Source organism: Nocardioides euryhalodurans (assembly GCF_004564375.1).
In the GTDB taxonomy this organism is placed as follows: Bacteria; Actinomycetota; Actinomycetes; order Propionibacteriales; family Nocardioidaceae; genus Nocardioides; species Nocardioides euryhalodurans.
Genome location: NZ_CP038267.1, coordinates 1956166 through 1978057, shown reverse-complemented (window position 1 = coordinate 1978057; position 21892 = coordinate 1956166). Strand labels below are relative to the sequence as shown.

At 72.5% G+C, this 21892-nt stretch carries 21 protein-coding genes and 1 pseudogene; 6 read left to right on the top strand and 16 right to left on the bottom strand.

From position 1 onward, the window contains the following. Nucleotides 1-12 precede the first annotated feature (12 nt). Complete coding sequence (locus EXE57_RS09370) at nucleotides 13-1353, top strand: MFS transporter (RefSeq protein WP_135076789.1); 1341 nt, start codon at nucleotides 13-15, stop codon at nucleotides 1351-1353. An 8-nt stretch (nucleotides 1354-1361) separates the two neighbouring features. On the opposite strand, the gene fahA is transcribed toward EXE57_RS09370, so the two are convergent. The 6 genes from fahA to EXE57_RS09340 all read right to left on the bottom strand — a co-directional run bounded on the left by fahA (nucleotide 1362) and on the right by EXE57_RS09340 (nucleotide 7683). After that, complete coding sequence (fahA, locus tag EXE57_RS09365) at nucleotides 1362-2561, bottom strand: fumarylacetoacetase (protein ID WP_135076786.1); 1200 nt, start codon at nucleotides 2559-2561, stop codon at nucleotides 1362-1364. Continuing rightward, complete coding sequence (locus EXE57_RS09360) at nucleotides 2558-3400, bottom strand: hypothetical protein (RefSeq protein WP_244247059.1); 843 nt, start codon at nucleotides 3398-3400, stop codon at nucleotides 2558-2560. Before EXE57_RS09360 ends, fahA begins: the two co-directional genes overlap by 4 nt. 21 nt (nucleotides 3401-3421) lie before the next feature. After that, nucleotides 3422-4654, bottom strand: a complete 1233-nt coding sequence (locus EXE57_RS09355; RefSeq protein ID WP_135076783.1) for an ABC transporter permease — start codon at nucleotides 4652-4654, stop codon at nucleotides 3422-3424. Between the two features lie 8 nt (nucleotides 4655-4662). Further along, nucleotides 4663-5553: an ABC transporter ATP-binding protein gene (locus EXE57_RS09350; RefSeq protein WP_135076780.1), complete on the bottom strand. Its 891-nt coding sequence runs from the start codon at nucleotides 5551-5553 to the stop codon at nucleotides 4663-4665. Nucleotides 5554-5639: 86 nt separating this feature from the next. Next, entirely contained in the window at nucleotides 5640-6287 is a 648-nt protein-coding gene (locus tag EXE57_RS09345; RefSeq protein ID WP_135080788.1) for a response regulator, read from the bottom strand. 16 nt (nucleotides 6288-6303) lie between these two features. Beyond that, entirely contained in the window at nucleotides 6304-7683 is a 1380-nt protein-coding gene (locus tag EXE57_RS09340; protein ID WP_135076777.1) for a sensor histidine kinase, read from the bottom strand. A 91-nt stretch (nucleotides 7684-7774) separates the two neighbouring features. On the opposite strand from EXE57_RS09340, the gene EXE57_RS09335 reads away from it, so the two are divergent. Both EXE57_RS09335 and EXE57_RS09330 read left to right on the top strand, forming a co-directional pair. Beyond that, the gene (locus tag EXE57_RS09335) at nucleotides 7775-8233 is read left to right on the top strand and encodes a GNAT family N-acetyltransferase (protein WP_244247058.1); all 459 of its coding nucleotides are present in this window, start codon (nucleotides 7775-7777) and stop codon (nucleotides 8231-8233) included. A gap of 75 nt (nucleotides 8234-8308) precedes the next feature. Beyond that, a complete protein-coding gene (locus EXE57_RS09330; protein ID WP_135076773.1) occupies nucleotides 8309-8872 on the top strand; it encodes a DUF1269 domain-containing protein in 564 nt (187 codons plus the stop codon). Nucleotides 8873-8883: 11 nt separating this feature from the next. Here EXE57_RS09330 and EXE57_RS09325 read toward each other — a convergent pair whose 3' ends face one another. Continuing rightward, nucleotides 8884-9465, bottom strand: a complete 582-nt coding sequence (locus EXE57_RS09325; protein WP_135076770.1) for a dihydrofolate reductase family protein — start codon at nucleotides 9463-9465, stop codon at nucleotides 8884-8886. 130 nt (nucleotides 9466-9595) lie between these two features. Between EXE57_RS09325 and EXE57_RS09320 the strand changes: the two genes are divergently transcribed. Next, nucleotides 9596-9928 carry a hypothetical protein gene (locus EXE57_RS09320; RefSeq protein WP_135076767.1) on the top strand — a complete coding sequence of 111 codons (333 nt, stop codon included), beginning with the start codon at nucleotides 9596-9598 and terminating at the stop codon, nucleotides 9926-9928. Between the two features lie 6 nt (nucleotides 9929-9934). On the opposite strand, the gene EXE57_RS09315 is transcribed toward EXE57_RS09320, so the two are convergent. Next, on the bottom strand, nucleotides 9935-10486 hold the full coding sequence (locus tag EXE57_RS09315; RefSeq protein WP_135076764.1) for a hypothetical protein: 552 nt from the start codon (nucleotides 10484-10486) through the stop codon (nucleotides 9935-9937). 63 nt (nucleotides 10487-10549) lie between these two features. Here EXE57_RS09315 and EXE57_RS09310 point away from each other — a divergent pair, with 63 nt between their 5' ends. Continuing rightward, nucleotides 10550-11047, top strand: coding sequence for a thioesterase family protein (locus tag EXE57_RS09310; RefSeq protein ID WP_135076761.1), 498 nt, complete (start codon nucleotides 10550-10552; stop codon nucleotides 11045-11047). Between the two features lie 6 nt (nucleotides 11048-11053). Here EXE57_RS09310 and EXE57_RS20340 read toward each other — a convergent pair whose 3' ends face one another. The 8 genes and pseudogenes from EXE57_RS20340 to EXE57_RS09275 form a co-directional block, all read right to left on the bottom strand. Beyond that, nucleotides 11054-11134, bottom strand: a complete 81-nt coding sequence (locus EXE57_RS20340) for a DUF2200 family protein (RefSeq protein WP_279633196.1) — start codon at nucleotides 11132-11134, stop codon at nucleotides 11054-11056. Between the two features lie 70 nt (nucleotides 11135-11204). Further along, nucleotides 11205-11339 (bottom strand): annotated as a pseudogene (locus EXE57_RS20335) (DUF2200 family protein); the annotation flags it as partial. A 76-nt stretch (nucleotides 11340-11415) separates the two neighbouring features. Further along, nucleotides 11416-13344, bottom strand: coding sequence for an ABC transporter ATP-binding protein (locus tag EXE57_RS09300; RefSeq protein WP_244247057.1), 1929 nt, complete (start codon nucleotides 13342-13344; stop codon nucleotides 11416-11418). Next, a complete protein-coding gene (locus EXE57_RS09295) occupies nucleotides 13341-15218 on the bottom strand; it encodes an ABC transporter transmembrane domain-containing protein (RefSeq protein ID WP_135076756.1) in 1878 nt (625 codons plus the stop codon). The genes EXE57_RS09300 and EXE57_RS09295 overlap by 4 nt, the downstream gene beginning before the upstream one ends. Nucleotides 15219-15353: 135 nt before the next feature. Continuing rightward, nucleotides 15354-15629, bottom strand: a complete 276-nt coding sequence (locus tag EXE57_RS09290; RefSeq protein ID WP_208543026.1) for a formate dehydrogenase subunit delta — start codon at nucleotides 15627-15629, stop codon at nucleotides 15354-15356. After that, entirely contained in the window at nucleotides 15626-18463 is a 2838-nt protein-coding gene (gene fdhF, locus EXE57_RS09285; protein WP_135076750.1) for a formate dehydrogenase subunit alpha, read from the bottom strand. Before fdhF ends, EXE57_RS09290 begins: the two co-directional genes overlap by 4 nt. Beyond that, entirely contained in the window at nucleotides 18460-19980 is a 1521-nt protein-coding gene (locus EXE57_RS09280) for an NADH-ubiquinone oxidoreductase-F iron-sulfur binding region domain-containing protein (protein WP_135076747.1), read from the bottom strand. The genes fdhF and EXE57_RS09280 overlap by 4 nt, the downstream gene beginning before the upstream one ends. Beyond that, complete coding sequence (locus tag EXE57_RS09275) at nucleotides 19977-20429, bottom strand: NAD(P)H-dependent oxidoreductase subunit E (protein WP_244247056.1); 453 nt, start codon at nucleotides 20427-20429, stop codon at nucleotides 19977-19979. The genes EXE57_RS09280 and EXE57_RS09275 overlap by 4 nt, the downstream gene beginning before the upstream one ends. 188 nt (nucleotides 20430-20617) lie before the next feature. Between EXE57_RS09275 and EXE57_RS09270 the strand changes: the two genes are divergently transcribed. Then, on the top strand, nucleotides 20618-21853 hold the full coding sequence (locus tag EXE57_RS09270; protein WP_135076744.1) for a homogentisate 1,2-dioxygenase: 1236 nt from the start codon (nucleotides 20618-20620) through the stop codon (nucleotides 21851-21853). Nucleotides 21854-21892 lie beyond the last annotated feature (39 nt).

Below are 21892 nucleotides of genomic sequence, written 5' to 3'. Positions count from 1 at the left end.
GATGATCGGGCGGTGACCGAGCAGATCCACGACATCGGCCGACGCCGGGCGTGGGTGATCTGGCTGGTCGCGCTGTCGGTCTACGTGCTGGCCGTCTTCCACCGCAGCTCCCTGGGCGTCGCCGGGCTGCTGGCCGCCGACCGGTTCGACATCGACGCGACGATGCTGTCGTTCTTCACCGTGCTCCAGCTCGTCGTGTACGCCGGCATGCAGGTGCCCGTCGGCGTGCTGCTCGACCGCTTCGGCTCGCGGGCGATGCTGCTGAGCGGTCTGGTGCTCATGACCGGCGCCCAGCTCGCCTTCGCCTTCGTCGAGTCCTTCCCGGCGGCCGTGGCAGCCCGCGCAGTGGTGGGGGCCGGCGACGCGATGATCTTCGTCAGCGTGATCCGGCTGGTCGCCTCGTGGTTCCTGGTCCGGCAGGCCCCGCTCGTCACGCAGCTGACGGGGCAGGTCGGGCAGGTCGGGGCCATCCTGGCCGCCGCCCCGCTGTCGTGGGCCCTGGTCACGCTCGGCTGGACCCGGGCCTTCGCGCTGGCCTCCTCGCTCGGGGTCGTGCTGATGGTCGCGGTCGTGCTGGTCGTCAAGAACTCGCCGTACGCCCGGGGCGGGCCGACGACGATCAAGCTCCGCCAGCTCGCCCGGCAGGTGCAGACCGTCTGGGGCAATCCGGGAACGAAGCTCGGCATGTGGACGCACTTCACGTCGCAGTTCTCGATGACGGTGTTCGCGATGCTGTGGGGCTTCCCCTTCCTGGTGAGCGCCCAGGGGCTCTCGGAGTCGACGGCGAGCACGCTGCTGATGCTGATGACGGTCTGGGTGATCATCAGCGGGCTGGTGCTGAGCTGGCTGGTCAGCCACCGCCCGTACTACCGCTCGTGGATCGTCCTGGGCGTCGTGTTCATGATGATCGTGCCGTGGACGGCGGTGCTGCTGCGTGACACCCCGTCGCCGCTGTGGCTGCTCGTCGTCCTGGTCTGCCTGACCGCGACCGGCGGTCCCGCCTCGATGGTCGGCTTCGACCTCGCACGCTCGTTCGTGCCGGTCGAGTCGAGCGGGCGCGCCAACGGGCTGGTCAACATCGGTGGCTTCTCGGCCTCGCTGCTGACGATGGCCCTGGTCGGCGTGGTCCTCGACCTGCGCGAGCCCGGCGGGATGGGCGCCTACGACCTCGACGACTACCGCGCTGCCATGTCGGTCCAGTACGTCTTCTGGGCCCTCGGGATCGTGCAGGTGCTGCGCTACCGGCGCCGGGGCATCGCCCACCTGCACCGTGTCCACCCGGGGGCCGTCGAGTCGATGCGCCGCGGCGAGCCGTTCGTGCACCCGGGGTTCAGCGACCGGGAAGGCGTCTGACTACCGGGCTAGCGGGCGGGCACCACGGTCCCGGTCACCTCGCCGAGTGCGATCCGGCCGCCGGCGGTGCCGGGCGCGGTGTAGCGGAGGGTGACGGTGTCGCCGTCCTCGAGAAACGTCCGGCCGCCGTCGAAGGGCTCGCTGCCGCCCCACGAGAGCTCGAGGAACGAGCCGCGCTGGTCGCGCTCCGGGCCGGAGACGGTGCCGGAGGCGAACAGGTCGCCGGTGCGCAGCGAGGCGCCGTTGACGGTCAGGTGGGCGAGCATCTGGGCGGGCGACCAGTACATCGATCGGTACGGCGGCCGGCTGACGACGGTGCCGTTGAGCTCCACCTCGATGTCGATGTCGAGCCCCCGCGGGCCTCCCTCGGCGAGGTAGGGCAGCGGGGTCGGGTCCTGGCCGGGCAGGTCGACCCAGGCGGCGTCGAGCGCCTCGAGCGGGGTGACCCAGTGGGAGACCGAGGTGGCGAAGGACTTGCCGAGGAACGGTCCGAGCGGGACGTACTCCCACGCCTGGATGTCGCGGGCCGACCAGTCGTTGAGGCCGACCAGCCCGAAGACGTGGTCGGCGAACGAGGCCACGGAGACCCGGTCGCCCTGCACGCTCGGCGAGCCGACGACGAAGCCGAGCTCGGCCTCGATGTCGAGGCGCGTCGACGGGCCGTACGTCGGCTGCTGGTCGCTCGGGGCCTTGCGCTGGCCCTGCGGGCGGACCACGCCGGTCCCGCTGGCCACGACCGTGCCGGCGCGCCCGTGGTAGCCGACCGGCAGGTGGCGCCAGTTGGGGAGCAGTGCCTCGGCGTCGGGGCGGAAGATCCGGCCGACGTTCGAGGCGTGGTCGAGTGAGGCGTAGAAGTCGACGTAGTCGGCCACCTCGACCGGCAGGTGGAGCGTGACGTCGGCCAGCGGCACGAGGTGGGGCTCGACCAGGTCGCGCTCGGTCTCGTCGGTGAGCAGCCCGGTCAGCCAGGTGCGCAGCGACGCGCGGACCTGGCGGCCCTCGGCCATCAGCGGGTTGAGGGAGCGCTCCTCGAAGACGTGGTGGACGTCGAGCATCTCGGCCGCGGCCACCGGCGCGACGTCGAGGACGAGGTCGCCGATCCGCACCCCCACGCGCGGGTCCTCCCCGCCCCGGGAGAAGACCCCCCACGGCAGGTTGTCGACGTCGAAGAGGGAGCCGGCGGCGCCCTCCACCCAGGTGTCGGTCATGGCTTCTCCAGCAGTCCGAGGGCGAGCAGGTCGTCGAGGGGCTCGGTCACCGAGCACGAGCCGAAGGAGGTGAACCAGCGGCGCCCGCGAGCCAGGTCGTCGCCGGTCGTGAGCAGGGGCTCGGGGTCACGGGCCTCGAGCAGGGCGACCACCTCGTCGGTGGCGGCGCCGTCGAAGGCCCGGAGGGTCGCGACGAGGACGTTGAGGAAGCCGTGGTGGGCGAAGCCGGTGGCGTCGTCGGTGTGGGCGAGCGCGTGGTGCAGGCCGGCGGTGCACTTGAAGGGCGTCTCGCGGTCCAGGGCGGCGTCGACCCATCCCGCGAGCGTCGTCGCCGACGGGAACAGGTGGGCCTCCAGCCCGCCGGTGCGGAACTTCAGGCGAAGGCCGGACTCCGCGACGGCATCGGCGGCGCGCAGCCAGGATCCTGCGTCAGGCACGGCCGGCAGCTCGACGTAGGTCGGCACCTCGTCGTCGAGCAGCCCCTCGACCGCGGCGGCGTCGACGGCGGCGGCGACCCGGCGGGCGTTGCCGGCCAGGTCGTCGAGGTCGCGCAGCGCGATCTCCAGGCCGGCGACCGTGTGACCGGCCCTGCCGGCGATCCGCAGCGCGCCGGGGACGGCCCCCGCGCCGCCGGTGACCACGACCGAGAGGGGGAGGGGGTCGCCGACGCCCGACAGCTTCTCGTCGGTCACGACGAACGACCCGACCAGGTCGGCCCACCACTCGTCGCGACGCTCGCGATGGGCGGACACGGCGTCGGGCAGCGGGGCGTTCCCGGGCGGGAAGACGGCCGCGTCGTCGACCAGTCCCGACCAGGCGGGCGACAGTGGAGAGGTCACCCTCGCCACTCTAGAGCCCGCTCAGTCCGCCGCGCGCCACGCCTGCTTGAGCGTCACCCGACCCTGCGTCTGCAGCAGCGCCCGGCGGTAGAGCCGCTCCGCGAGCACCACGGTCGCCCCCATCGCCGCCACCAGGATCGCGATCGCCGCGAAGGGCTCCCAGACCGCGGCGTCGCCCTGCAGGATCCGCATCGGCATCAGCACGCAGGAGAACGGCGGGACGTACGACGCGACCGTCAGGGCGGTGCCCTCGAAGAGGAAGGCCCCGAAGAAGACCCCCATCATGAGGAACGACAGCGGCGTGGCCGTGGTCTGCAGGTCCTCCGCCCGGCTCGCGAGTGCTCCGGCGACCGCCCACCAGCAGGCGATGAAGCAGAAGCCGACCAGGAAGAACGCGACGAACCAGCCGACGCCCTCGGTGAGCGCCGGGAGGTACTGGGCGTAGTCGGTGAAGGAGATGCCGACCAATCCGACCGCGACGATCAGGGCGGTCTGGCCGATGGCGAGCAGGGTGTTGCCGGCGATCTTGCCGATCAGCAGCTGCCGGACCGGGATCTTGGTGGTGATGATCTCGACGATCCGGTTGGCCTTCTCCTCGACGATGCTGCCCGACAGGGCGTAGCCGAAGCCGAGCGCCGCCATGTAGAAGAGGAACGCCAGCGCGACGCCCATCCCCTGCGCGAAGGCCTGCTGCTCGGCGTCGCCCTCCAGCAGGGTGGTGCTGAGCTCGCTGCCCTGCTGCAGCTCGGCCAGCGAGGTGCCGGCCTGCTCGGCGTTGCCGACCAGCGCCGCGTCGCGGACGACCGACGCGGCAGCGGCCTCCAGGTCGCCGGGGACCTCGTCGCGTCCCACCAGGGTCCAGCCGTTGTCGCCCGGCCGGAGCAGCACGTCGACCTCCTCGTCCTCCAGGGCGGTGACGCCCGCGTCGTCGGAGTCGACCTCGACCACCTCGACCCGGACCTCCTCGTCCACGCCGGGGACCTCCTCGGCCAGCAACCGGGCGGTGTCACCGGCGTCGGCGGTCGCGGCGACCGTGTAGGTCGAGGCGTCCCCCTCGGACACGATCTGCCAGCCGACGAAGCCGACGACGAGCAGGATCGTGATCAGGGTGCCGGCCAGGAACGCCTTGTCGGTCAGCCGTGTGAGCACCTCGCGTCGGGCCACGAGCAGCCAGGCGCGCTCGGCGACCGGCGGCGTACGGTCCGCCGGCGTCGGCTCGGTGGTGCGGTCGGGGACGGTGTCGGTGGTGCTCATGCGGGTGCTCATGCGGTGACCTCCCGGTAGATCTCGGCGAGCGGGGTGGTGACGCGGGCGAGCTCGCGGACCTCGCCGCGACCCAGCCCCTCCTGCAGCAGCGTGCGGCGTACGTCGTCGCCGTCGCCGCCGGTGAGCTCCAGCAGCGCGACCGGCCCGTCGACGTCGACCACGTGGAGGCCGCGCAGGTCGCGGACCCAGCCGGCGTCGCGATCGGTCACGAGCCGCAGGCGTTCGGGCCCGCGGGCCCGGAGCTCCTCCACCGCGCCCTGGGCGACCACCCGGCCGGCGGCGAGCACGACCAGCCGGTCGCAGAGCTGCTCGACGAGGTCGAGCTGGTGGCTGGAGAAGAGGACGGGGGTGTCCCGGGCGGTCTCCTCGCGCAGCAGGTCGACCATCGAGTCGACGGCACGGGGATCGAGCCCCGAGAACGGCTCGTCGAGGATGAGCGCGGTCGGGCTGTTCATGAGAGCGGCGATGATCTGGACCCGCTGCTGGTTGCCCAGGCTCAGCTTCTCGACGCGGTCGCCGGCGCGGTCGGCCAGGCCGAACCGTTCGAGGTGGCTGAGCGCGGAGCGGCGGGCCCGGCCGGCGGGCAGCCCGGAGAGCTCGCCGAGGTAGACCAGCTGGTCGACGATCTTCTGCTTGGGGTAGAGGCCGCGCTCCTCGGGCATGTAGCCGAAGCGGCGGCGGTCGGCCGCCGTGATCGCGCGGCCGTCCCACAGCACCTCGCCCCCGTGGATCCCCAACAGGCCCATGACCATCCGCATGGTCGTGGTCTTGCCGGCGCCGTTGCCCCCGACGAAGCCGGTCAGCAGGCCACGCGGGACGTCGAAGGAGACGTCGTCGACCGCCGTGACCTCGCCGAACCGGCGGGTGAGCCCTCGTGTCTGGATCATGCCCCCACGCTAGGGAACCCGAGGGGGGCTGTGATCCGCCGCGGGACGGAGATCCCGGCTCCGCCTGGTGGGGGAGCGCCGCCGTCTCAGCCGGCGAGGCCGGCCTTGTGGGCGAACACCACGGCCTGCACCCGGTCGCGGAGGTGGAGCTTGGCCAGGACGTGGGACACGTGGGTCTTGACCGTCGCCTCGCCGAGCACGAGCCGGGCGGCGATCTCGGCGTTGCTCAGCCCCTCGCCGAGCAGGACCAGGACCTCGCGCTCCCGCTCGGTGAGGCTCGCGAGCCCGGCCGTGACCGCCGGGTCCGGCGCGCGCGTCGAGGCGGCGTCGGGGGCGGCCATGCGGGCGATGACGCGCCGGGTGACCTCGGGGGAGAGCAGGGCGTGGCCGCGGCCGACGGCGCGGACGGCCTCGACGAGCTGGTCCGCCTCGCAGTTCTTGAGGAGGAAGCCGCTGGCGCCGGCCCGGAGCGCCGCGAAGAGGTAGTCGTCGCGGTCGAAGGTGGTGAGGATGACGACCTTGCCGAGGTCCTCCTCGACCACGGTCGCAGTCGCCTCGATGCCGTCCTTGCGGGGCATCTGCACGTCCATGAGGACGACGTCGGGACGCAGCGCCCGTGCCTCCGCGACGGCCTCGACACCGTCGCCGGCCTCGCCGACGACCTCGATGTCGGCCTCGGTCGAGAGGATCATGCGGAAGCCGGAGCGGACCAGGGCCTGGTCGTCGACGAGCATCACCCGCAGCACGTCCTCAGCCACGCGCGACCTCCGAGGGGCGGGCGGTCCCGTCGTGGGTGGGCGACGCCAGGGGGAGCCGGACCCGGACGCGGTAGCCGCGGGTCGCGCGGGGACCGATGTCGCACTGCCCGCGGTGCGAGGCCACCCGCTCCCGGATCCCGAGCAGGCCGAGCCCGGAGCCCGACGTACCGGTGCGGAGCCGGCCGTCGTCGAGCACCTCCACCTCGGCGAAGGGAGCCGGACCGGCCTCGGTGACCCGCACCGTCACGGAGGCGGTACCGGCCGTGGAGTGACGGGTGACGTTGGCGAGGGCCTCCTGGACGGTGCGGTAGAGGGACAGCCCGACGGCAGCCGGCAGCCGCTCGGCGGCGCCGGGACGGTCCTCCACCACGTCGTACGTCGTCCGCAGCGCCCCGCCGTCTCGGGAGGCGACGAGCTCGGGGAGGTCGGCGACGCCGGGTCCGGAGGTGCGGCGCGTGGTCGCGGCCGGCTCGCCCTCCGCCTCGGCCTCGATGTCGCGCAGCGTGCCGAGGAGGGACCGCATCTGGGTGACGGCCTCGCGCGAGCTGTCCTCGATCGCGCCGAGCGCGGCTCCGGCCGCCGCCGGGTCCCGGCCCATCACCCGGCGGGCGCCGGCGGCCTGGACGCCGATGACCGAGACGTGGTGGCCGACGACGTCGTGGAGCTCGCGCGCGATGCGGAGCCGTTCGTCGACGACCGCGCGGCGGCGCAGCGACTCGGCCTGGGCGGCGATGGTGGCGGCCTGTTCGGCGAGGGCGGCGCGCTGCCGGGCGCCTCGCCAGGCGACCTGGCCGCCGACGATCGCGCCGGCGAAGTAGACGACGTTGATGATGAAGGTGAGCAGCACGACCGCGGGGATGGCGGGGAGGAAGCCGCGGGCCTCGGGGGCGTCGTCACCCATGACGTCCTGCACGGCGGAGCCGAGGGCGAACTGCCAGGCGACCCAGCAGAGCATGAAGACGAGGATCGCGGAGCAGGCGAGGAGCGCCGTACGCCGGCTCCGGCCCCAGGCCATGGCGGAGAAGAGCCCGACGAAGTAGATGATCTGCAGGGCCAGCTGGCCCATCACCTCGGGCATGACGACGCCGGTGACGAACATGTGGGCGGCGAGGTAGACGGCGGTGGCGACGGGGTAGTGCCGGCGGAACACGACGGCGATCGCCGCCGCCGACATGACCAGGTAGATCACCCACCAAGGGGCGTCGACGTCCTCGAAGGCGCCCGCGCTGCGGGCGAGCTCGAGCGTCGTGACACCGATCGCCTCGACGACGACGCCGGTGAGCGCGTCACGCCGGCCGATCGGGGGCACGGGTCGGGACCAGCCGTCGTCGAGGGCGAAGAAGTCGCCGAGGCGGGTTCCGATCCTGCTCATGGCTCCACCCTAGGGAGGGGACCCCGCGGTGGCCTCCCTCCTCAGGCGGAGATCGGGAGCCGGCCGGGACGAGCGCGTGGAGAATGTCGTGGTGACCGTCGAGCCCAGCACCGATGACTACGAGATCTCCTCGGACCCTGCCCGGATGGACCTCGACCGGATCCACGGATGGCTCTCCACGGATGCCTACTGGGCGCTCGGTCGGAGTCGCGAGACCGTGGAGACCGCGGCACGGGGGTCGGTGAACCTCGGGGCGTTCACCGGCGACGGGAGCCAGGTCGCCTACGCCCGCGTCGTCACCGACCACGCGACCTTCGCCTGGCTCTGCGACGTGTACGTCGATCGCGGCCACCGCGGCCGCGGGCTGGGCAGGCGCCTCGCGGAGGCCGTCGTCGCGCGGCTCCGGCCGCTGGGCCTGGGACGGGTCCTCCTCGCGACGCAGGACGCCCACGAGGTCTACGCCCGCGTCGGTTTCGTGCCCGTGACCGACCCCGAGAGGCTCATGGTCCTCGGCGCCGACAGCCGGCGTCCGCGCCCGGCCGCGCCCTGACCACCCGCACAGGGTGATGCCACGGCGCCGCGGTCGCCCGAGAGTGGGAGCCCCACGACCGAAGGAGCTCCTGCCATGTCTGACGACAGCAACACCCCCGACCTCGAGGTGAACGCCGCAGCCGTCTCGGACGGCGCCTACACCCTCCTCGTCGCGGACTTCAGCGACGTCGGTGCGGCCTGGGAGGCGTACGAGGCCCTCAGGTCCGTCGAGGACGGCCGCAGCGTCGAGATCGAGGGCGTGATCGTGGTGAACCGGTCCGCGGAGGGCCGGCTGGAGGTCCAGAAGGCCACCGACCACAGCACCCGGTCGGGGCTCAGGTGGGGCGTGGTCGGGGGGATCGCGCTCGGCGTGATCTTCCCGCCGTCGATCCTCGGCAGCGCCGCCGTGGCCGGGACGGCCGGTGCACTGGCCGGCAAGCTGCGCCAGCGGCACCACCACGGCGAGCTCGAGCAGCAGCTGGAGAACGCCATCCCGCCCGGTCACTCCGGGCTGCTGGCGCTGGTCTCCGACCCCGGCGAGGTCAGGATCCGGAAGGCGCTCGAGCGTGCTGACGCCATCGTCGCGTCCGCCATCGACAAGGTCGAGGCGGAGGACATCAAGGCGGCGGCGAAGGAGGCGCAGGAGGAGGACGCCTGACCACGCCGCGGTCAGTGGAGGGTGGGCCGGTAGACGAGCTCCTGGGTGTGCCCGTCCAGCGTCCGGGCCTCGAGCAGCTCGAGGTCGAAGTCGTCCGCGCCCCCGAAGACCGGCTGCTCGCCGGTCCTGCCGGTGAGGACGGGGAAGACCGTCACCTGGACGCGGTCGACGAGCCCGGCTGCCATCAGCGCCCAGTTGAGCGAGAGGCTGCCGTGCGAGCGCAGCGGCGTGTCGGACTCCTCCTTGAGCCTGGTGACGACCTCGACCGCGTCCCCGCTCGCCACCGTGGCGTCCGGCCAGTCGAGCGGCCCCTCCAGCGTCGAGGACACGACCGTGGCCGGGAGGCTCCTCATCCGCTCGACCCAGCCGTCGCGGACCTCGGACTCCGCGCTGCCCTTCTCCCACATCCGCGCGAACTGCCGGAACGTGGTCGCACCGAAGACGATGCGCTGCTCGCCCTCGTGGGCCGCCAGCCGGTGCTCGAGCAGCTCGGGGCCCTGCTTGCCCCAGTAGCCGCCCCAGTCGCCGTCGGGCCCGTACGAGCCGTAGCCGTCGAGGCTGCAGAACACGTCGAAGGTGTAGGTCGCGGTCATGTCGTCCTCCTCGGGCGAGCTGCGATCGGTGCGGGTACCGACCCGGATCGGCCCGGCGACTCATCGCAGCCCGGGGCCGACGTCCCGATAACCGCTTGCCGCGGCCGGGCCGCGCTGCCAGTCTCGCGGCATGCAGCCCGGCACGGCAGGCCCGCCTTTCGACGAGTTCCTGGCGGCAGCGGACGAGGCCGCCCGGACGCGGCCCGAGGTGGATCCCGAGCTGGCGCGCGAGGTGTTCCTCGAGGCGGCGACCCTGCTCCACGACGGCCTCGCGCTCGACGGTCTGGACGACCGCGACCTGCGGGCGGTCGTCGCGGGGCTGTGCGTCGACCTCGTCGCCGAGGACCCCGGTGCCGCCGTACGCGCACGCTCCCGGACCGTGCTCGAGGAGCCGGGAGACCTGGACGACCCGGCAGGGGTGTCCGCGGCCTACCTGGTCTCGGCCTCGATCCTGCAGCTCTGAGCCCGGTCAGCGGGTCGACCGCGGCTGCCGGCACCCGTCGGCCGCCGGGCGGGTCCCGTCCGGGCACCGGGTGAGCGAGACGCCGACGACCTGCGTGAAGGACTCGTCCGCCACCTCGTAGGTGACCCGCAGGTCCTGCACGGTGACCGGCTGCTCCGCCACGGGCGGGAGGACCACGGCGAGGACGCCGTACAGGGCGCGGGCCGGGCCGCAGCTGCCGACCTCGCCCGACGCGCCCTCGACAGGCACGTAGGCGTCCGGCAGCGGACCCTCGCCCGCGTTCGTCCGGTCGAAGGGCGGGCCGTCGGGCCAGGCGACGTGGAAGGTGACGGGGTCGGACCTGCCGGTGACCTGCACGGCCTCGGCGCCGGTGAAGGTGACGGACGCCGGTTCGTCCTCGATGCACACGGGCACGCCGAAGTACGCCGTGGCGCCCCCGGCGCTCGTCGAGCTCTCGAACTCGTCGAAGCGCAGCGGCCGCTCCTCCTCCGCGGGACCTGAGCAGCCGGACACGACGACCAGGCTGCCCAGCAGCAGCCACCCCCACGCACCTCGCACGCGAGAAAGGTAGCGGCCCGCTCGCCCGCGCGGGCGACAACGGGCCCGGTAGGGTCACCCACCGTGACCGCACCGCACCCCACGTACGAGCAGCTCGCCGAGCTGCCGGCGTACGCCGAGCAGCCCGTCCCGATCGCCTTCGAGGACGCCAACGGGCACCTCAACGTCCGCCACTACACCGGCATCGCCAGCGAGGGGCTCGACGAGTCCCTGGTCGCGCAGGGGATCCTGCAGAACTGGCCGGCCCTCGGGCACGCCTGCTTCTCCGCCGAGCACCACCTGACCTACCTCGCCGAGATGCGCACCGGCGACCGGATGTCGACCCGGGTCCGGCTGCTCGGGCGCTCGGAGCGGGCAGCGCACGCCCTGGTCTACCTGCTCGACGAGACCCACCAGCGGCTCAGCTTCGTGATGGAGGAGGTCTTCCTCCACATCGACATGAGCACCCGCCTCACGGCCCCGTGGCCCGAGGAGGTCGCGGCCGCCCTCGACGCGCGGATCGCCGACGACGCCGGGCTGCCGTGGGAGCCGGACGTCTCCGGCTCGATGGCCCTGCGCTGAGGCAGGTCAGCCCCGCAGGACCTTCTCCATCGCCTTGCCCCTGGCCAGCTCGTCGACGAGCTTGTCGAGGTAGCGGATCTTCTGCATCAACGGGGTCCTCGACGTCCTCGACCCTGATCCCGCAGACCACGCCGGTGATCGACGAGGCGTGCGGGTTGAGCTCGGCGTCGGCGAAGAAGTCCTCGAAGGTCGTGCCCGCGGCCAGGTGGTCCTCCAGTGCCGACTCGTCGAAGCCGGTCAGCCACTCGATCACCTGGTCCAGCTCGGCCTTCGTCCGGCCCTTCCGCTCCATCTTCGTCACGTAGTGGGGGTAGACCGAGGCGACGCTGGTGGTGAAGATGCGGCTCATCCCGGTGAGGGTAGTCCGCTCAGCTCGTCCAGGCCCGCCACAGGGCGGCGTACTCACCGTCCTCGCGGTCGACCAGCTCGTCGTGGCTGCCCAGCTCCACGATCCGCCCGTCGATTACCACCGCGATGCGGTCGGCGTCGTGGGCGGTGTGGAGGCGGTGGGCGATGGCCACGACCGTCCGGCCCTCGAGCAGGGCGTTCATCGAGCCCTCGAGCGAGCGTGCGGTGCGAGGGTCGATCAGCGAGGTCGCCTCGTCGAGCACCAGCGTGTGCGGGTCGGCGATGATCAGCCGGGCCAGCGCGATCTGCTGCGCCTGGGCGGGGGTCAGTGCCTGCTGTCCCGACCCGATCCGGGTGTCGATGCCACGCGGCAGCCGCGACACCCAGTCGCGGGCGCCGACGGCGGACAGCGCCGACCAGACGGCGTCGTCGCCGGAGTCCTCGCGCGCGAGCACGATGTTGTCGCGCACCGTGCCGATGAACACGTGGTGCTCCTGGGTGACGAGGGCGACCTCGGTCCGCAGCAGCTCCAGCGGCAGGTCGACCAGGTCCACCCCGCCCACGCGGGCCGAGCCGGTCCGCGGCCGGTTGATGCCCGACAGCAGCCGGCCCAGGGTCGACTTGCCCGACCCCGAGGGGCCGACGATCGCGAGCCGCTCGCCGTCGCGCAGCTCCAGGTCGACGCCGTGCAGGACGTCGTGGCCCTCGCGGTAGGCGAACCGGAGGTCGTCGCCGACCAGGTGGCGACCGTCGGGGCGGTCCTCGCCGGGCGTCCGGTCCGGCGGCACCTCCGCGATGCCCAGCAGCCGCGCGGTCGAGGTCGCGCCGACCTGCAGCCGGTCGAGCTCGCCGACCAGCCGGTCCAGCGGCCCGCTCAGCGCCTCGACGTAGAGCACGGCGGTGGTGATCTGGCCGAGGTTGACGTAGCCGTACGCGTAGCCCCACGCGCCGACCACCAGCGTGATCACCCGCGGGGTGTTGAAGGCGATGTCGATGACCGCGAAGAGCAGGTTGCGCAGCGACATCGTGTAGCGCTCGGCCTGCGAGGAGACCTCGATGTCGCCGTCGCCCTGGTCGACCCGCCGGTCGGAGAGCCCGAGCGCCTCGACGGTCCGGGCGCCCTCCACCGTCTCCGTCAGCGTGGTGTTGATCCGGGAGTAGGTCGCGCCCTCGGTGATGTAGCCCTTGGGGGCGCTGCGCAGGTAGCTGCGGATCGCGACGGCGCTGGTGCTGATCACGAGCAGCGACGGCAGCGCGAGCAGCACCGAGTTGAGCAGCATCGCGACCACGGAGAGGGCGACGGTCAGCAACGAGATGATCGCCATCGGCACGCCGAACTGCACCGATCGGCTCATCGTGCCGACGTCACGGGTCACGCGCGTGACCAGGTCGCCGGTGCTGGCGCTCTCCACCTGGCCGAGCGGGAGCCGCAGGATCGTGCGCACGATGTACTCGCGCGCCGAGGCCAGCAGGTCCTGACCGAAGAGCGTGGAGGTGCGCTGGGCGAAGAACGTGAGGATCGCTTGGGCGATCACCACGCCCACGACCAGCAGCGCCAGCCGCCCGAGCCCGTCGGCGATCCCGCCGGCGCCCGCGACGAGGTTGACCAGGTCACCGAGCAGGGCCGGCACGACCAGCGCCGCCCCGGCAGCCAGCGCGTTGAGGATCACCAGGGCGGCGAACGCTCCGCGGCGCTCGCGCACCAGGTCGACGAAGAAGCGGAGGACGACGTGGTCGTCGGCCACCGGCCAGCCGCGCTCGGGGTGGCGCGAGTCGCGGTAGACGCGCTCGGCCTCCTCGCGACGCAGGTGGTGGCGCATCCGCCAGGCGGCGAGCCGCTCGGAGGGCGAGGCGTCGGTGGGCGGGCGCAGCCGCGGGTCGACGACGGGGGCGTCGTCGCGGTGGTCCGACCACGTCGCGGCCGAGGTCTCGAGCACGTCGGAGCTCACCGGACCACCTCCTCGTCCATGGCGCGGGCGACGACGGCCCGGTAGGCGTCGTCGCCGAGCAGCTGGTCGTGGCGTCCGTCGGCGACCACCCGGTCGTCGGCGAGCAGCACCACGCGGTCGGCGTGGTGGAGCCAGAGGGGGGAGACGGTGCACACGACCGTCGTACGCCCCGCGCGGAGGCGGGTGACCCGCTCGGCGATCCGGGCCTCGGTGTGGGCGTCGACCGCCGAAGTGGGCTCGACCAGGACCATGATCGGGGCCTCGGTGGCGAGGGCGCGGGCGAGCACGACCCGCTGCCGCTGGCCGCCGGACAGGCCGCGACCGCGCTCGTCGAGCTCGCCCTGCCAGCCGCCGGGGAGCGCGTCGTAGACGTCCTCGGCGTTGGCGGCGAGCAGCGCCACCTCGGCCTCGCGACGCGTGAGCCGGTGGTGCGGGTCGACCGCGTCCTGGAGGCTCCCGGCGAAGAGCTGCCCGGTGGTGTCGCTGACCAGGATCGTGGAGCGTACGTCGGCCAGCGACGCGTCCGCGAGGTCGACGTCGCCGAGCCTGGCCCCCCACGGGCCGCGGGTGCGCTCGGCGTCGCGGGCGGCGATCTCCGCGCGGCGGCGGGCGCGCTCGGTGCGGGCGACGCGGGCCGCGCGACCCTTGAGCCCCTCCTCGATCTCCTCGCTCACGGGATCGGTGTCGGCGGGGAGGTAGCGACCCAGCCGGTCGGCCAGTCGTGCCGAGTCCTCGGGGACGGCGCTCACGACCACGGTGAGCTCACCGGGCCGAACGGTCATGCCCGTGAGCTCGTCGTGGAGCCCGGCCGTGGCGTCGAGCGCTGCCGGGGTGTCCCGGTCGCGCCACGGCGGCTCGTGCTCGAAGATCGCGATCGCCTTGCGGGCGCTGACCAGCGAGCGGGTGATCTTCTGGGCGAACTCGAAGAAGGTGCGGATCGGGCCGATCAGGTAGAGGCCGTAGCCGAGGAAGCTGATGAGCTCGCCGATCGTGAGCCGGCCGGCCTCGACCTCGAGGGTGCCGAGGTAGAGGAGCAGCACCAGGAAGACGCCGGAGAAGAGCACGCCCAGCGCCTCGATGACGGCCTGCCAGATGCCCGCCGAGACGCCGGCGGCCCGCGAGCTCTGCGACTGGACCTCGTAGTTGCGGCCGAAGGTCCGCTCGCCGCCGATCCCGCGCAGGATCCGTAGGCCGGCGACGATGTCGGTGGCCATCGAGGTGAGCTCGGAGTTGCGCGAGCGCTCGAGCTCCTGGCGCCGGTGCAGCGGCTTGAGGAAGGGCAGCGCGACGCCGACGAGCACCGGCGCGGCCAGCAGCACCACGACGCCGAGCCGCGGCGAGGTCGCCAGCACGATCGCGGCGACCGCGAGGAACGAGACCAGCTGCGACCCGGCGCGGGCGATGATCTCGTTCATCGCGCCGAACTCGTCGGAGTCGCTGGACGCGACGCTGAGGATCTCGCCGGTGGGCGAGCGGCGGGGCAGGACGTGGCCCATCTGCGCGGCCTTGCGGGTGACCATCATGGTGGTCCCGTAGAGGCTGATCAGCCAGCTCCGGACGATCAGGGTGTGCAGCAGGATTCCGAAGACGGCGCCGATCACCGTGACGAGCAGCAGCAGCCCGGCGAACTCGGCGACCACGGTCGCGTCGCCGGGGATGATGCCCCGGTCGATCGCCCGGCCGAACAACCACGGGCCGGCGATCAGGGGCAGCTGCCAGAACACCCCGAGCAGCGTCGCGATCCACACCAGCGATCCCTGCTCGCGCACGACCCACCCCAGGAACCGCAGCGGGCTCCGGGTGTCGGGTGGCTCGCCGACCGGTTCCCCCTCGGGGGACCAGAACGTCGTCACGAGGGGCGGGAAGTCACGCATGGCACCTCCGAGCGTACGGCTCGGGGTGGGGGAGCAGCGACCGGTTTTCGGCCCGCGTGACGGGGGTCGCACGAGGGGTCACGTCAGGACGCCAGGACCTCGAGCGTGGTTGAGGTCAACTCCTCGGCTGCGGGGTCAGCCTCCGGTGGGCTTGCGCCGCTCGGCGTCGTCGGTGTCGTCACGCTCGAGTCGTCTGAGCCCGGCGACGAGCAGCGGATCGGCCTCGTCGAGGTGGCCGCTGGCCGGCGCGAGGAGCTCGTGGAGGTTGCGTCGCATCCGGGGGTCCCAGAACTTCTCGATGTGGGTGCCGACCTGGACCGCGGCCTTCTCGGGCTCGAGGTGGCCGAACTGGCGGGCGATGTCGTTGCCCATCCGGATCTCGGGAGGGAGGCCCCCGACGGAGTGGCTCACTGCCGCGCCGCCAGGTCCCGCTGCGCGGCGGCGCCCTCGGAGCGCTCACCCGCGTTGGCGACGCCGACCTGCACGGCCGTGACCTTGTACTCCGGGCAGTTGGTGGCCCAGTCGGAGTTCTCGGTCGTGACCACGTTGGCGCCGGTCACCGGGTGGTGGAAGGTCGTGTAGACGACCCCGGCGGGCATCCGCTCGGACACGACGGCGGTCAGCGTCGTCGTCCCCACCCGCGAGGACAGCTCCACCCGGTCGCCGGTCGAGATCCCGCGGAGGTCGGCGTCGGCGGGGTGGATCTCCAGGACGTCCTCGGGGTGCCAGGTCTGGTTGGGCGTACGCCGGGTCTGCGCGCCGACGTTGTACTGGCTGAGGATCCGACCCGTGGTGAGCACCAGCGGGTAGCGGCGGGTGGTGCGCTCGGTCGTGGGCACGTAGACCGTCTCCACCAGGTGCCCCTTGCCGCGCACGAACTCCCCGACGTGCATCGTGGGCGTGCCCTGGGGAGCGGCGTCGTTGACCGGCCACTGCATCGAGCCCTCCGCGTCGAGCCTGGCGAAGGAGACGCCGGCGAAGGTCGGCGTGGTCTGGGCGATCTCGTCCATGATCTCGGCCGCCGAGTCGTAGTGCATGTCGTAGCCCATGGCCTGAGCGATCTCGCAGACCACCCGCCACTCGTCCTTGCCCACCCGGCTGGGGAAGACCGGGCGCACCCGGTTGATCCGGCGCTCGGCGTTGGTGAAGGTCCCGTCCTTCTCCAGGAAGCTGGAGCCGGGCAGGAAGACGTGGGCGAACCGGGCGGTCTCGTTGAGGAACAGGTCCTGGACGACGACCATGTCCATCGCCGAGAGCGCCGCCTCGACGTGCTGGGTGTTGGGGTCGGACTGCGCGATGTCCTCGCCCTGGACGAAGAGCCCGCGGAACGTCCCGCCGATGGCGGAGTCGAACATGTTGGGGATGCGCAGGCCGGGTTGCGGGTCGAGCGCGAGCCCCCACAGCGACTCGTAGATGCTGCGGACCTCGTCGCGGGAGACGTGTCGGTAGCCCGGGAACTCGTGGGGGAAGGAGCCCATGTCGCAGGACCCCTGGACGTTGTTCTGCCCGCGCAGCGGGTTCACCCCGACGCCCTCGCGGCCGATGTTGCCGGTGACCATCGCCAGGTTGGCCATCCCCATGACCATCGTCGAGCCCTGGCTGTGCTCGGTGACGCCGAGGCCGTAGTAGATGGCGGAGTTGGCGGCGGACGCGTAGAGCCGGGCCGCCGCGCGCAGCTGCTCGGGAGGTACGCCGGTCGCCGCCGCGGTCGACTCCGGGGAGTTCTCGTCGCGGGCGATGAACGCGAGGTAGTCCTCGACGTTCTCGCAGCGGCTGCGCAGGAACTCCTCGTCGTGGAGGCCCTCGGTGACGATGGTGTGGGCCAGGGCGTTGACGAAGGCGACGTTGGAGCCGGGCAGCACCGGGAGGTGGTGGGCGGCCTCGACGTGCGGCGACCGCACGATGTCGATGCGCCGGGGGTCCGCCACGATGATCTGGGCACCCTGGCGCAGCCGCCGCTTCATGCGGGAGGCGAACACCGGGTGGGCGTCGGTGGGGTTCGCGCCGATGAGCAGGATCACGTCGGCGCTCTCCACCGACTTGAAGTCCTGGGTGCCGGCGGAGGTGCCGAAGGTCTGGTTCAGCCCGTAGCCGGTCGGCGAGTGGCACACCCGCGCGCAGGTGTCGATGTTGTTGTTGCCGAACGCCGCCCGGACCATCTTCTGGACGACGTACACCTCCTCGTTGGTGCAGCGCGAGGAGGAGATGCCACCGATGGAGCCGACGCCGTGCTCGGCCTGGATCGCCCGGAAACCCTCGGCGACGCGGCCGATGGCCTCCTCCCAGGAGACGGTCCGCCACTCCTCGTCGATCGAGTCGCGCACCATCGGGTGCATCTGCCGGTCGTCGTGGCTGGCGTAGCCGTAGGCGAAGCGACCCTTGACGCAGGAGTGGCCCTCGTTGGCCCCGCCGTCCTTGCTCGGGATCATCCGCACCACCCGGGTGTCGTCACCCTCGCCGGACACCTCGGCACGGAAGGAGCAGCCCACGCCGCAGTAGGCGCAGGTGGTGTCGACGCTGCGGGTCGGCATCCCGAGCTCCACCAGCGACTTCTCGGCCAGCGCGTCCGTGGGGCATGCCTGCACGCAGGCGCCGCAGGAGACGCAGTCGGAGGAGAGGAAGTCGACGCCGCCGGGGGTGATGCGCGAGTCGAAGCCGCGCCCCTCCACCGTCAGTGCGAACGTGCCCTGGATGTCGTCGCACGCGCGCACGCACCGCGAGCAGACAATGCAGGCGGCAGGGTCGTAGTCGAAGTAGGGGTTGGAGGTGTCGGCGGTCTCCTCGACGTGCTGCCGGCCGAGCCCGTAGCGCACCTCGGCGGCCCCCACCCGGGTGGCCAGGGCCTGGATCTCGCAGTTGCCGCGGGCGCAGCCGTCGCAGTCGGTGGGATGGTCGGAGAGGTAGAGCTCCATCACGCCGCGGCGCAGCTGCTGCACCTGCTCGGTTTCGGTGTTCACGACCATGCCCTCGGCGCAGGGCGTCGTGCAGGAGGCGGGCACGCCCTTGCCGTCCTCCACCTCGACGAGGCACATCCGGCAGGACCCGAAGGCCTTCATGGAGTCGGTGGCGCACAGCTTGGGGACGTCGATCCCGGCGAGGGCCGCGGCCCGCATCACCGAGGTGCCCTCGGGCACGGCGACCGACCGGCCGTCGACGGTGAGGTGGACGGTCTCGCCCGCGACCGGTGGCGTGCCGAGGTCGCGCTCGGGTGCCCAGCCGGTGACGGGGTGCTCGGTGGTGGTCATGAGGGAACTCCCTCCTGCTCCTGGTGGCTGCGGTCGAAGTCCTCGGGCCAGTGCCGGATCGCGCTCTGGACGGGCATCGGCGTGAGCCCGCCCATGGCGCACAGCGACCCCTTGGTCATGGTGTTGCAGAGGTCGTCGACGAGCTCGAGGTTCCGCTCGACGTCACGGCCGGCGATCACGTGGTCGAGCGTCTCCTTGCCCCGCACCGCGCCGATGCGGCACGGCGTGCACTTGCCGCACGACTCCACGGCGCAGAACTCGAAGGCGAACCGGGCCATGCGGGCCATGTCGACGGTGTCGTCGAAGACCACGACCCCGCCGTGGCCGAGCATCGCCTCGATCTCGGCCAGCTCCTCGTAGCCCATCTGGACGTCGAAGCGGTCCGGTGGCACGTAGGCGCCGAGCGGGCCGCCGACCTGGACGGCCCGCACCGGTCGGCCGGTGCGCGTGCCGCCGCCGTAGCCCTCGACCAGCTCGCCGAGGGTGACGCCCATCGGCAGCTCGACGATCCCGCCGCGGGCCACGTTCCCGGCCAGCTGGAAGACCTGGGTGCCGCGGGACCGGCCGACGCCTAGGTCGGCGTACGCCCGACCGCCGTCGGCGAGGATCATCGGCACCGCACAGAGCGTCAGCACGTTGTTGACCGCGGTCGGCTGGCCGAAGAGGCCCTTGAGCGCGGGGATCGGCGGCTTGGCCCGCACCTCGCCGCGGCGCCCCTCGAGGCTCTCCAGCATCGAGGACTCCTCGCCGCAGATGTAGGCACCCGCGCCCACGCGCACGTGGATGTCGACGTGGTGGCCGCTGCCGAGGATGTCGCGGCCGAGGAAGCCGTGGGTGTAGGCCGTCTCGATGGCGCGACGCAGGGCGGTGATCGCGTGCGGGTACTCGGAGCGGACGTAGACGTAGCCCTCGCTCGCACCCACGGCGTACGCCGCGATCACCATGCCCTCGATCAGCGTGAACGGGTCGCCCTCGACCACCATGCGGTCGGCGAAGGTCCCGGAGTCGCCCTCGTCGAAGTTGCAGGCGACGTACTTGGTGTCGGCCTCGGCGCCGAGCACGGTCTTCCACTTGACGCCGGCGGGGAAGCCGGCGCCGCCACGCCCGCGGAGCCCGGAGGCGGTGACCTCCTCCACCACGTCGGCGGGGGACATCGTCAGCGCCCGGCGGAGCCCGGCCCAGCCGCCCTGGGCCTCGAAGCCCTCGACGTCCTGGGGGTCGATGACGCCGACCCGGGCGAAGGAGACGCGGCGCTGGCCGGCGAGCCACTCGTGGTCGTCCACGACCCCGAGGCAGTCACCGTGGCCGTCGAGCACGCCGGCGGCGCCCTCCGGCGTGACGTTGGCGTAGCCGATCCGACCTCCGTCGGTCTCGACCTCCACCAGCGGCTCGGCCCAGAGCATCCCGCGGGAGCCGTTGCGGCGCACGGTGGCGCCGGCGGCCACGAGGGCGTCGGCGACCTCGTCGGCACCCACGGAGACCGCGGCCGCGTCGGCCGGCACCCACACCGTGGTCATCGCCAGTCCCCGGTGAGGGCTGCGATGCGGTCGGCGTCGAGCCGGCCGTGCAGCCGTCCGTCGAGCATCCCGCTGGGGCCGAGCGCGCAGTTGCCGAGGCAGAAGACCTCGCGCACCTCCACGTCGTCGCGACCCTCGTGGGCCGCGACCGTCTCGGCGAAGACCTGCTCGCCTCCCACGGACTGGCAGGCCTCGGCCCGGCAGAGCGCGATCGTGTGCGCAGGCGGCGGCGTGGTGCGGAAGTCGTGGTAGAAGCTCACGACGCCGTGGACCTCCGCGACCGAGAGGTTGAGGACGTCGGCCACCGTCGCGACGTCGTCCCGGGAGATGTGGCCGAACTCCTCCATCAGGTCGCGCAGCACCGGCATCAGCGGTCCGCGGTCGCCGAGGTGCTGCTCGGTGATGGTGCGGGCCCGCTGCGCGTGAGGGGTGAAGGACTCGGTGGTCAAGGTGCCTCCGCTTCGGTGTGACCCGTGTCTCGCAGCCTAGTGCACACGTCGTGACCGAACCTGTCCACAACCCTGTCCGATCGGGGCCGGGTTCCGACCTCGTCAGCCGAGATCGGGGCTCGGCGGCAGGGGCGGTGTCGTGGCACGATGGTCCCTGACATGCGGACACCGAGGATCGGATATCGGACATGACCTACTACCGCCAGGTCGGCGAGGTGCCGCCGAAACGGCACACCCAGCACCGCGACGCCGACGGCTTCCTCCACCGCGAGGAGCTGATGGGTGAGGAGGGCTTCTCCTCCGACTCCTCGCTGCTCTATCACCGCGGTGTCCCCAGCGCGATCGTGGACAGCCAGGTCTGGGAGCTCCCCGACCAGTCGCTTCGGCCGAACCACCCGCTCAAGCCGCGGCACCTCAAGCTGCACGACCTCTTCCCCGACGGCGGGGGCGGCTGCCCGGTGGAGGGGCGGCGACTGGTGCTCGGCAACGCCGACGTGCGGATCGCGTACGTCGTCACCGGCACCGACCCGTCGCCGTACTACCGCAACGCGATCGGCGACGAGTGCGTCTACGTCGAGTCGGGGTCGGGCACGGTCGAGACCGTCTTCGGGGTGCTGGCCTATCGCACCGGTGACTACGTCATCGTGCCGCGCGCCACCGACCACCGCTGGCTGCCGGCCGAGCCGAGCCGCCTCTACGCGATCGAGGCCAACAGCCACGTCGCGCCGCCGAAGCGCTACCTCTCGCGCTACGGGCAGCTGCTCGAGCACGCGCCGTACTGCGAGCGCGACCTGCACGGCCCGACCGAGCCTTACCTCCTCGAGGGCGAGGACGTGGAGGTGCTGGTCAAGCACCGGACCTCGGCCGGCGTCGTCGGCAGCCGGCTGACCTATGCCACCCACCCGTTCGACGTCGTCGGCTGGGACGGCTGCCTCTACCCGTACACGTTCAACGTCGAGGACTACATGCCGATCACCGGGAAGGTGCACCAGCCGCCGCCGGTCCACCAGGTCTTCGAGGGCCAGAACTTCGTCGTCTGCAACTTCCTGCCCCGCAAGGTCGACTACCACCCGCTGGCGATCCCCGTCCCCTACTACCACTCCAACGTCGACAGCGACGAGGTCATGTTCTACGTCGGCGGCGACTACGAGGCGCGCAAGGGCTCGGGGATCAACCTCGGGTCGATCAGCCTGCACCCCGGCGGCCACGCCCACGGCCCGCAGCCGAGCGCGATCGAGGCCTCCCTCGGGGTGGAGTACTTCGAGGAGTCGGCCGTCATGGTCGACACGTTCCGCCCGCTCGAGCTCGGTGAGGGAGGGCTGGCGGTCGAGGACCCGGCGTACGCCTGGAGCTGGGCCGGTCGCGGTCCCGACAGCGGCCCGGGCGAGGCCGACGGCGGCCCGGCGGTGTTCTCCAACTCCTGAGGCCGGCGGGCCGAGGGATGGGTAGTCCCCGAACTTCCG

Bases quoted from the DNA above. Each gene is read 5' to 3' on its own strand.
- EXE57_RS09280 (WP_135076747.1), bottom strand. From the start codon at position 19,980: ATGACCACGGTGTGGGTGCCGGCCGACGCGGCCGCGGTCTCCGTGGGT.
- EXE57_RS09325 (WP_135076770.1), bottom strand. From the start codon at position 9,465: ATGACCGCGACCTACACCTTCGACGTGTTCTGCAGCCTCGACGGCTAC.
- EXE57_RS09320 (WP_135076767.1), top strand. From the start codon at position 9,596: ATGCAGCCCGGCACGGCAGGCCCGCCTTTCGACGAGTTCCTGGCGGCA.
- EXE57_RS09340 (WP_135076777.1), bottom strand. From the start codon at position 7,683: ATGAGCAGGATCGGAACCCGCCTCGGCGACTTCTTCGCCCTCGACGAC.
- fdhF (WP_135076750.1), bottom strand. From the start codon at position 18,463: ATGACCACCACCGAGCACCCCGTCACCGGCTGGGCACCCGAGCGCGAC.
- EXE57_RS09330 (WP_135076773.1), top strand. From the start codon at position 8,309: ATGTCTGACGACAGCAACACCCCCGACCTCGAGGTGAACGCCGCAGCC.
- EXE57_RS09350 (WP_135076780.1), bottom strand. From the start codon at position 5,553: ATGATCCAGACACGAGGGCTCACCCGCCGGTTCGGCGAGGTCACGGCG.
- EXE57_RS20340 (WP_279633196.1), bottom strand. From the start codon at position 11,134: ATGCAGAAGATCCGCTACCTCGACAAGCTCGTCGACGAGCTGGCCAGG.
- EXE57_RS09345 (WP_135080788.1), bottom strand. From the start codon at position 6,287: ATGCTCGTCGACGACCAGGCCCTGGTCCGCTCCGGCTTCCGCATGATC.
- EXE57_RS09295 (WP_135076756.1), bottom strand. From the start codon at position 15,218: ATGCGTGACTTCCCGCCCCTCGTGACGACGTTCTGGTCCCCCGAGGGG.
- EXE57_RS09270 (WP_135076744.1), top strand. From the start codon at position 20,618: ATGACCTACTACCGCCAGGTCGGCGAGGTGCCGCCGAAACGGCACACC.
- EXE57_RS09355 (WP_135076783.1), bottom strand. From the start codon at position 4,654: ATGAGCACCACCGACACCGTCCCCGACCGCACCACCGAGCCGACGCCG.
- fahA (WP_135076786.1), bottom strand. From the start codon at position 2,561: ATGACCGACACCTGGGTGGAGGGCGCCGCCGGCTCCCTCTTCGACGTC.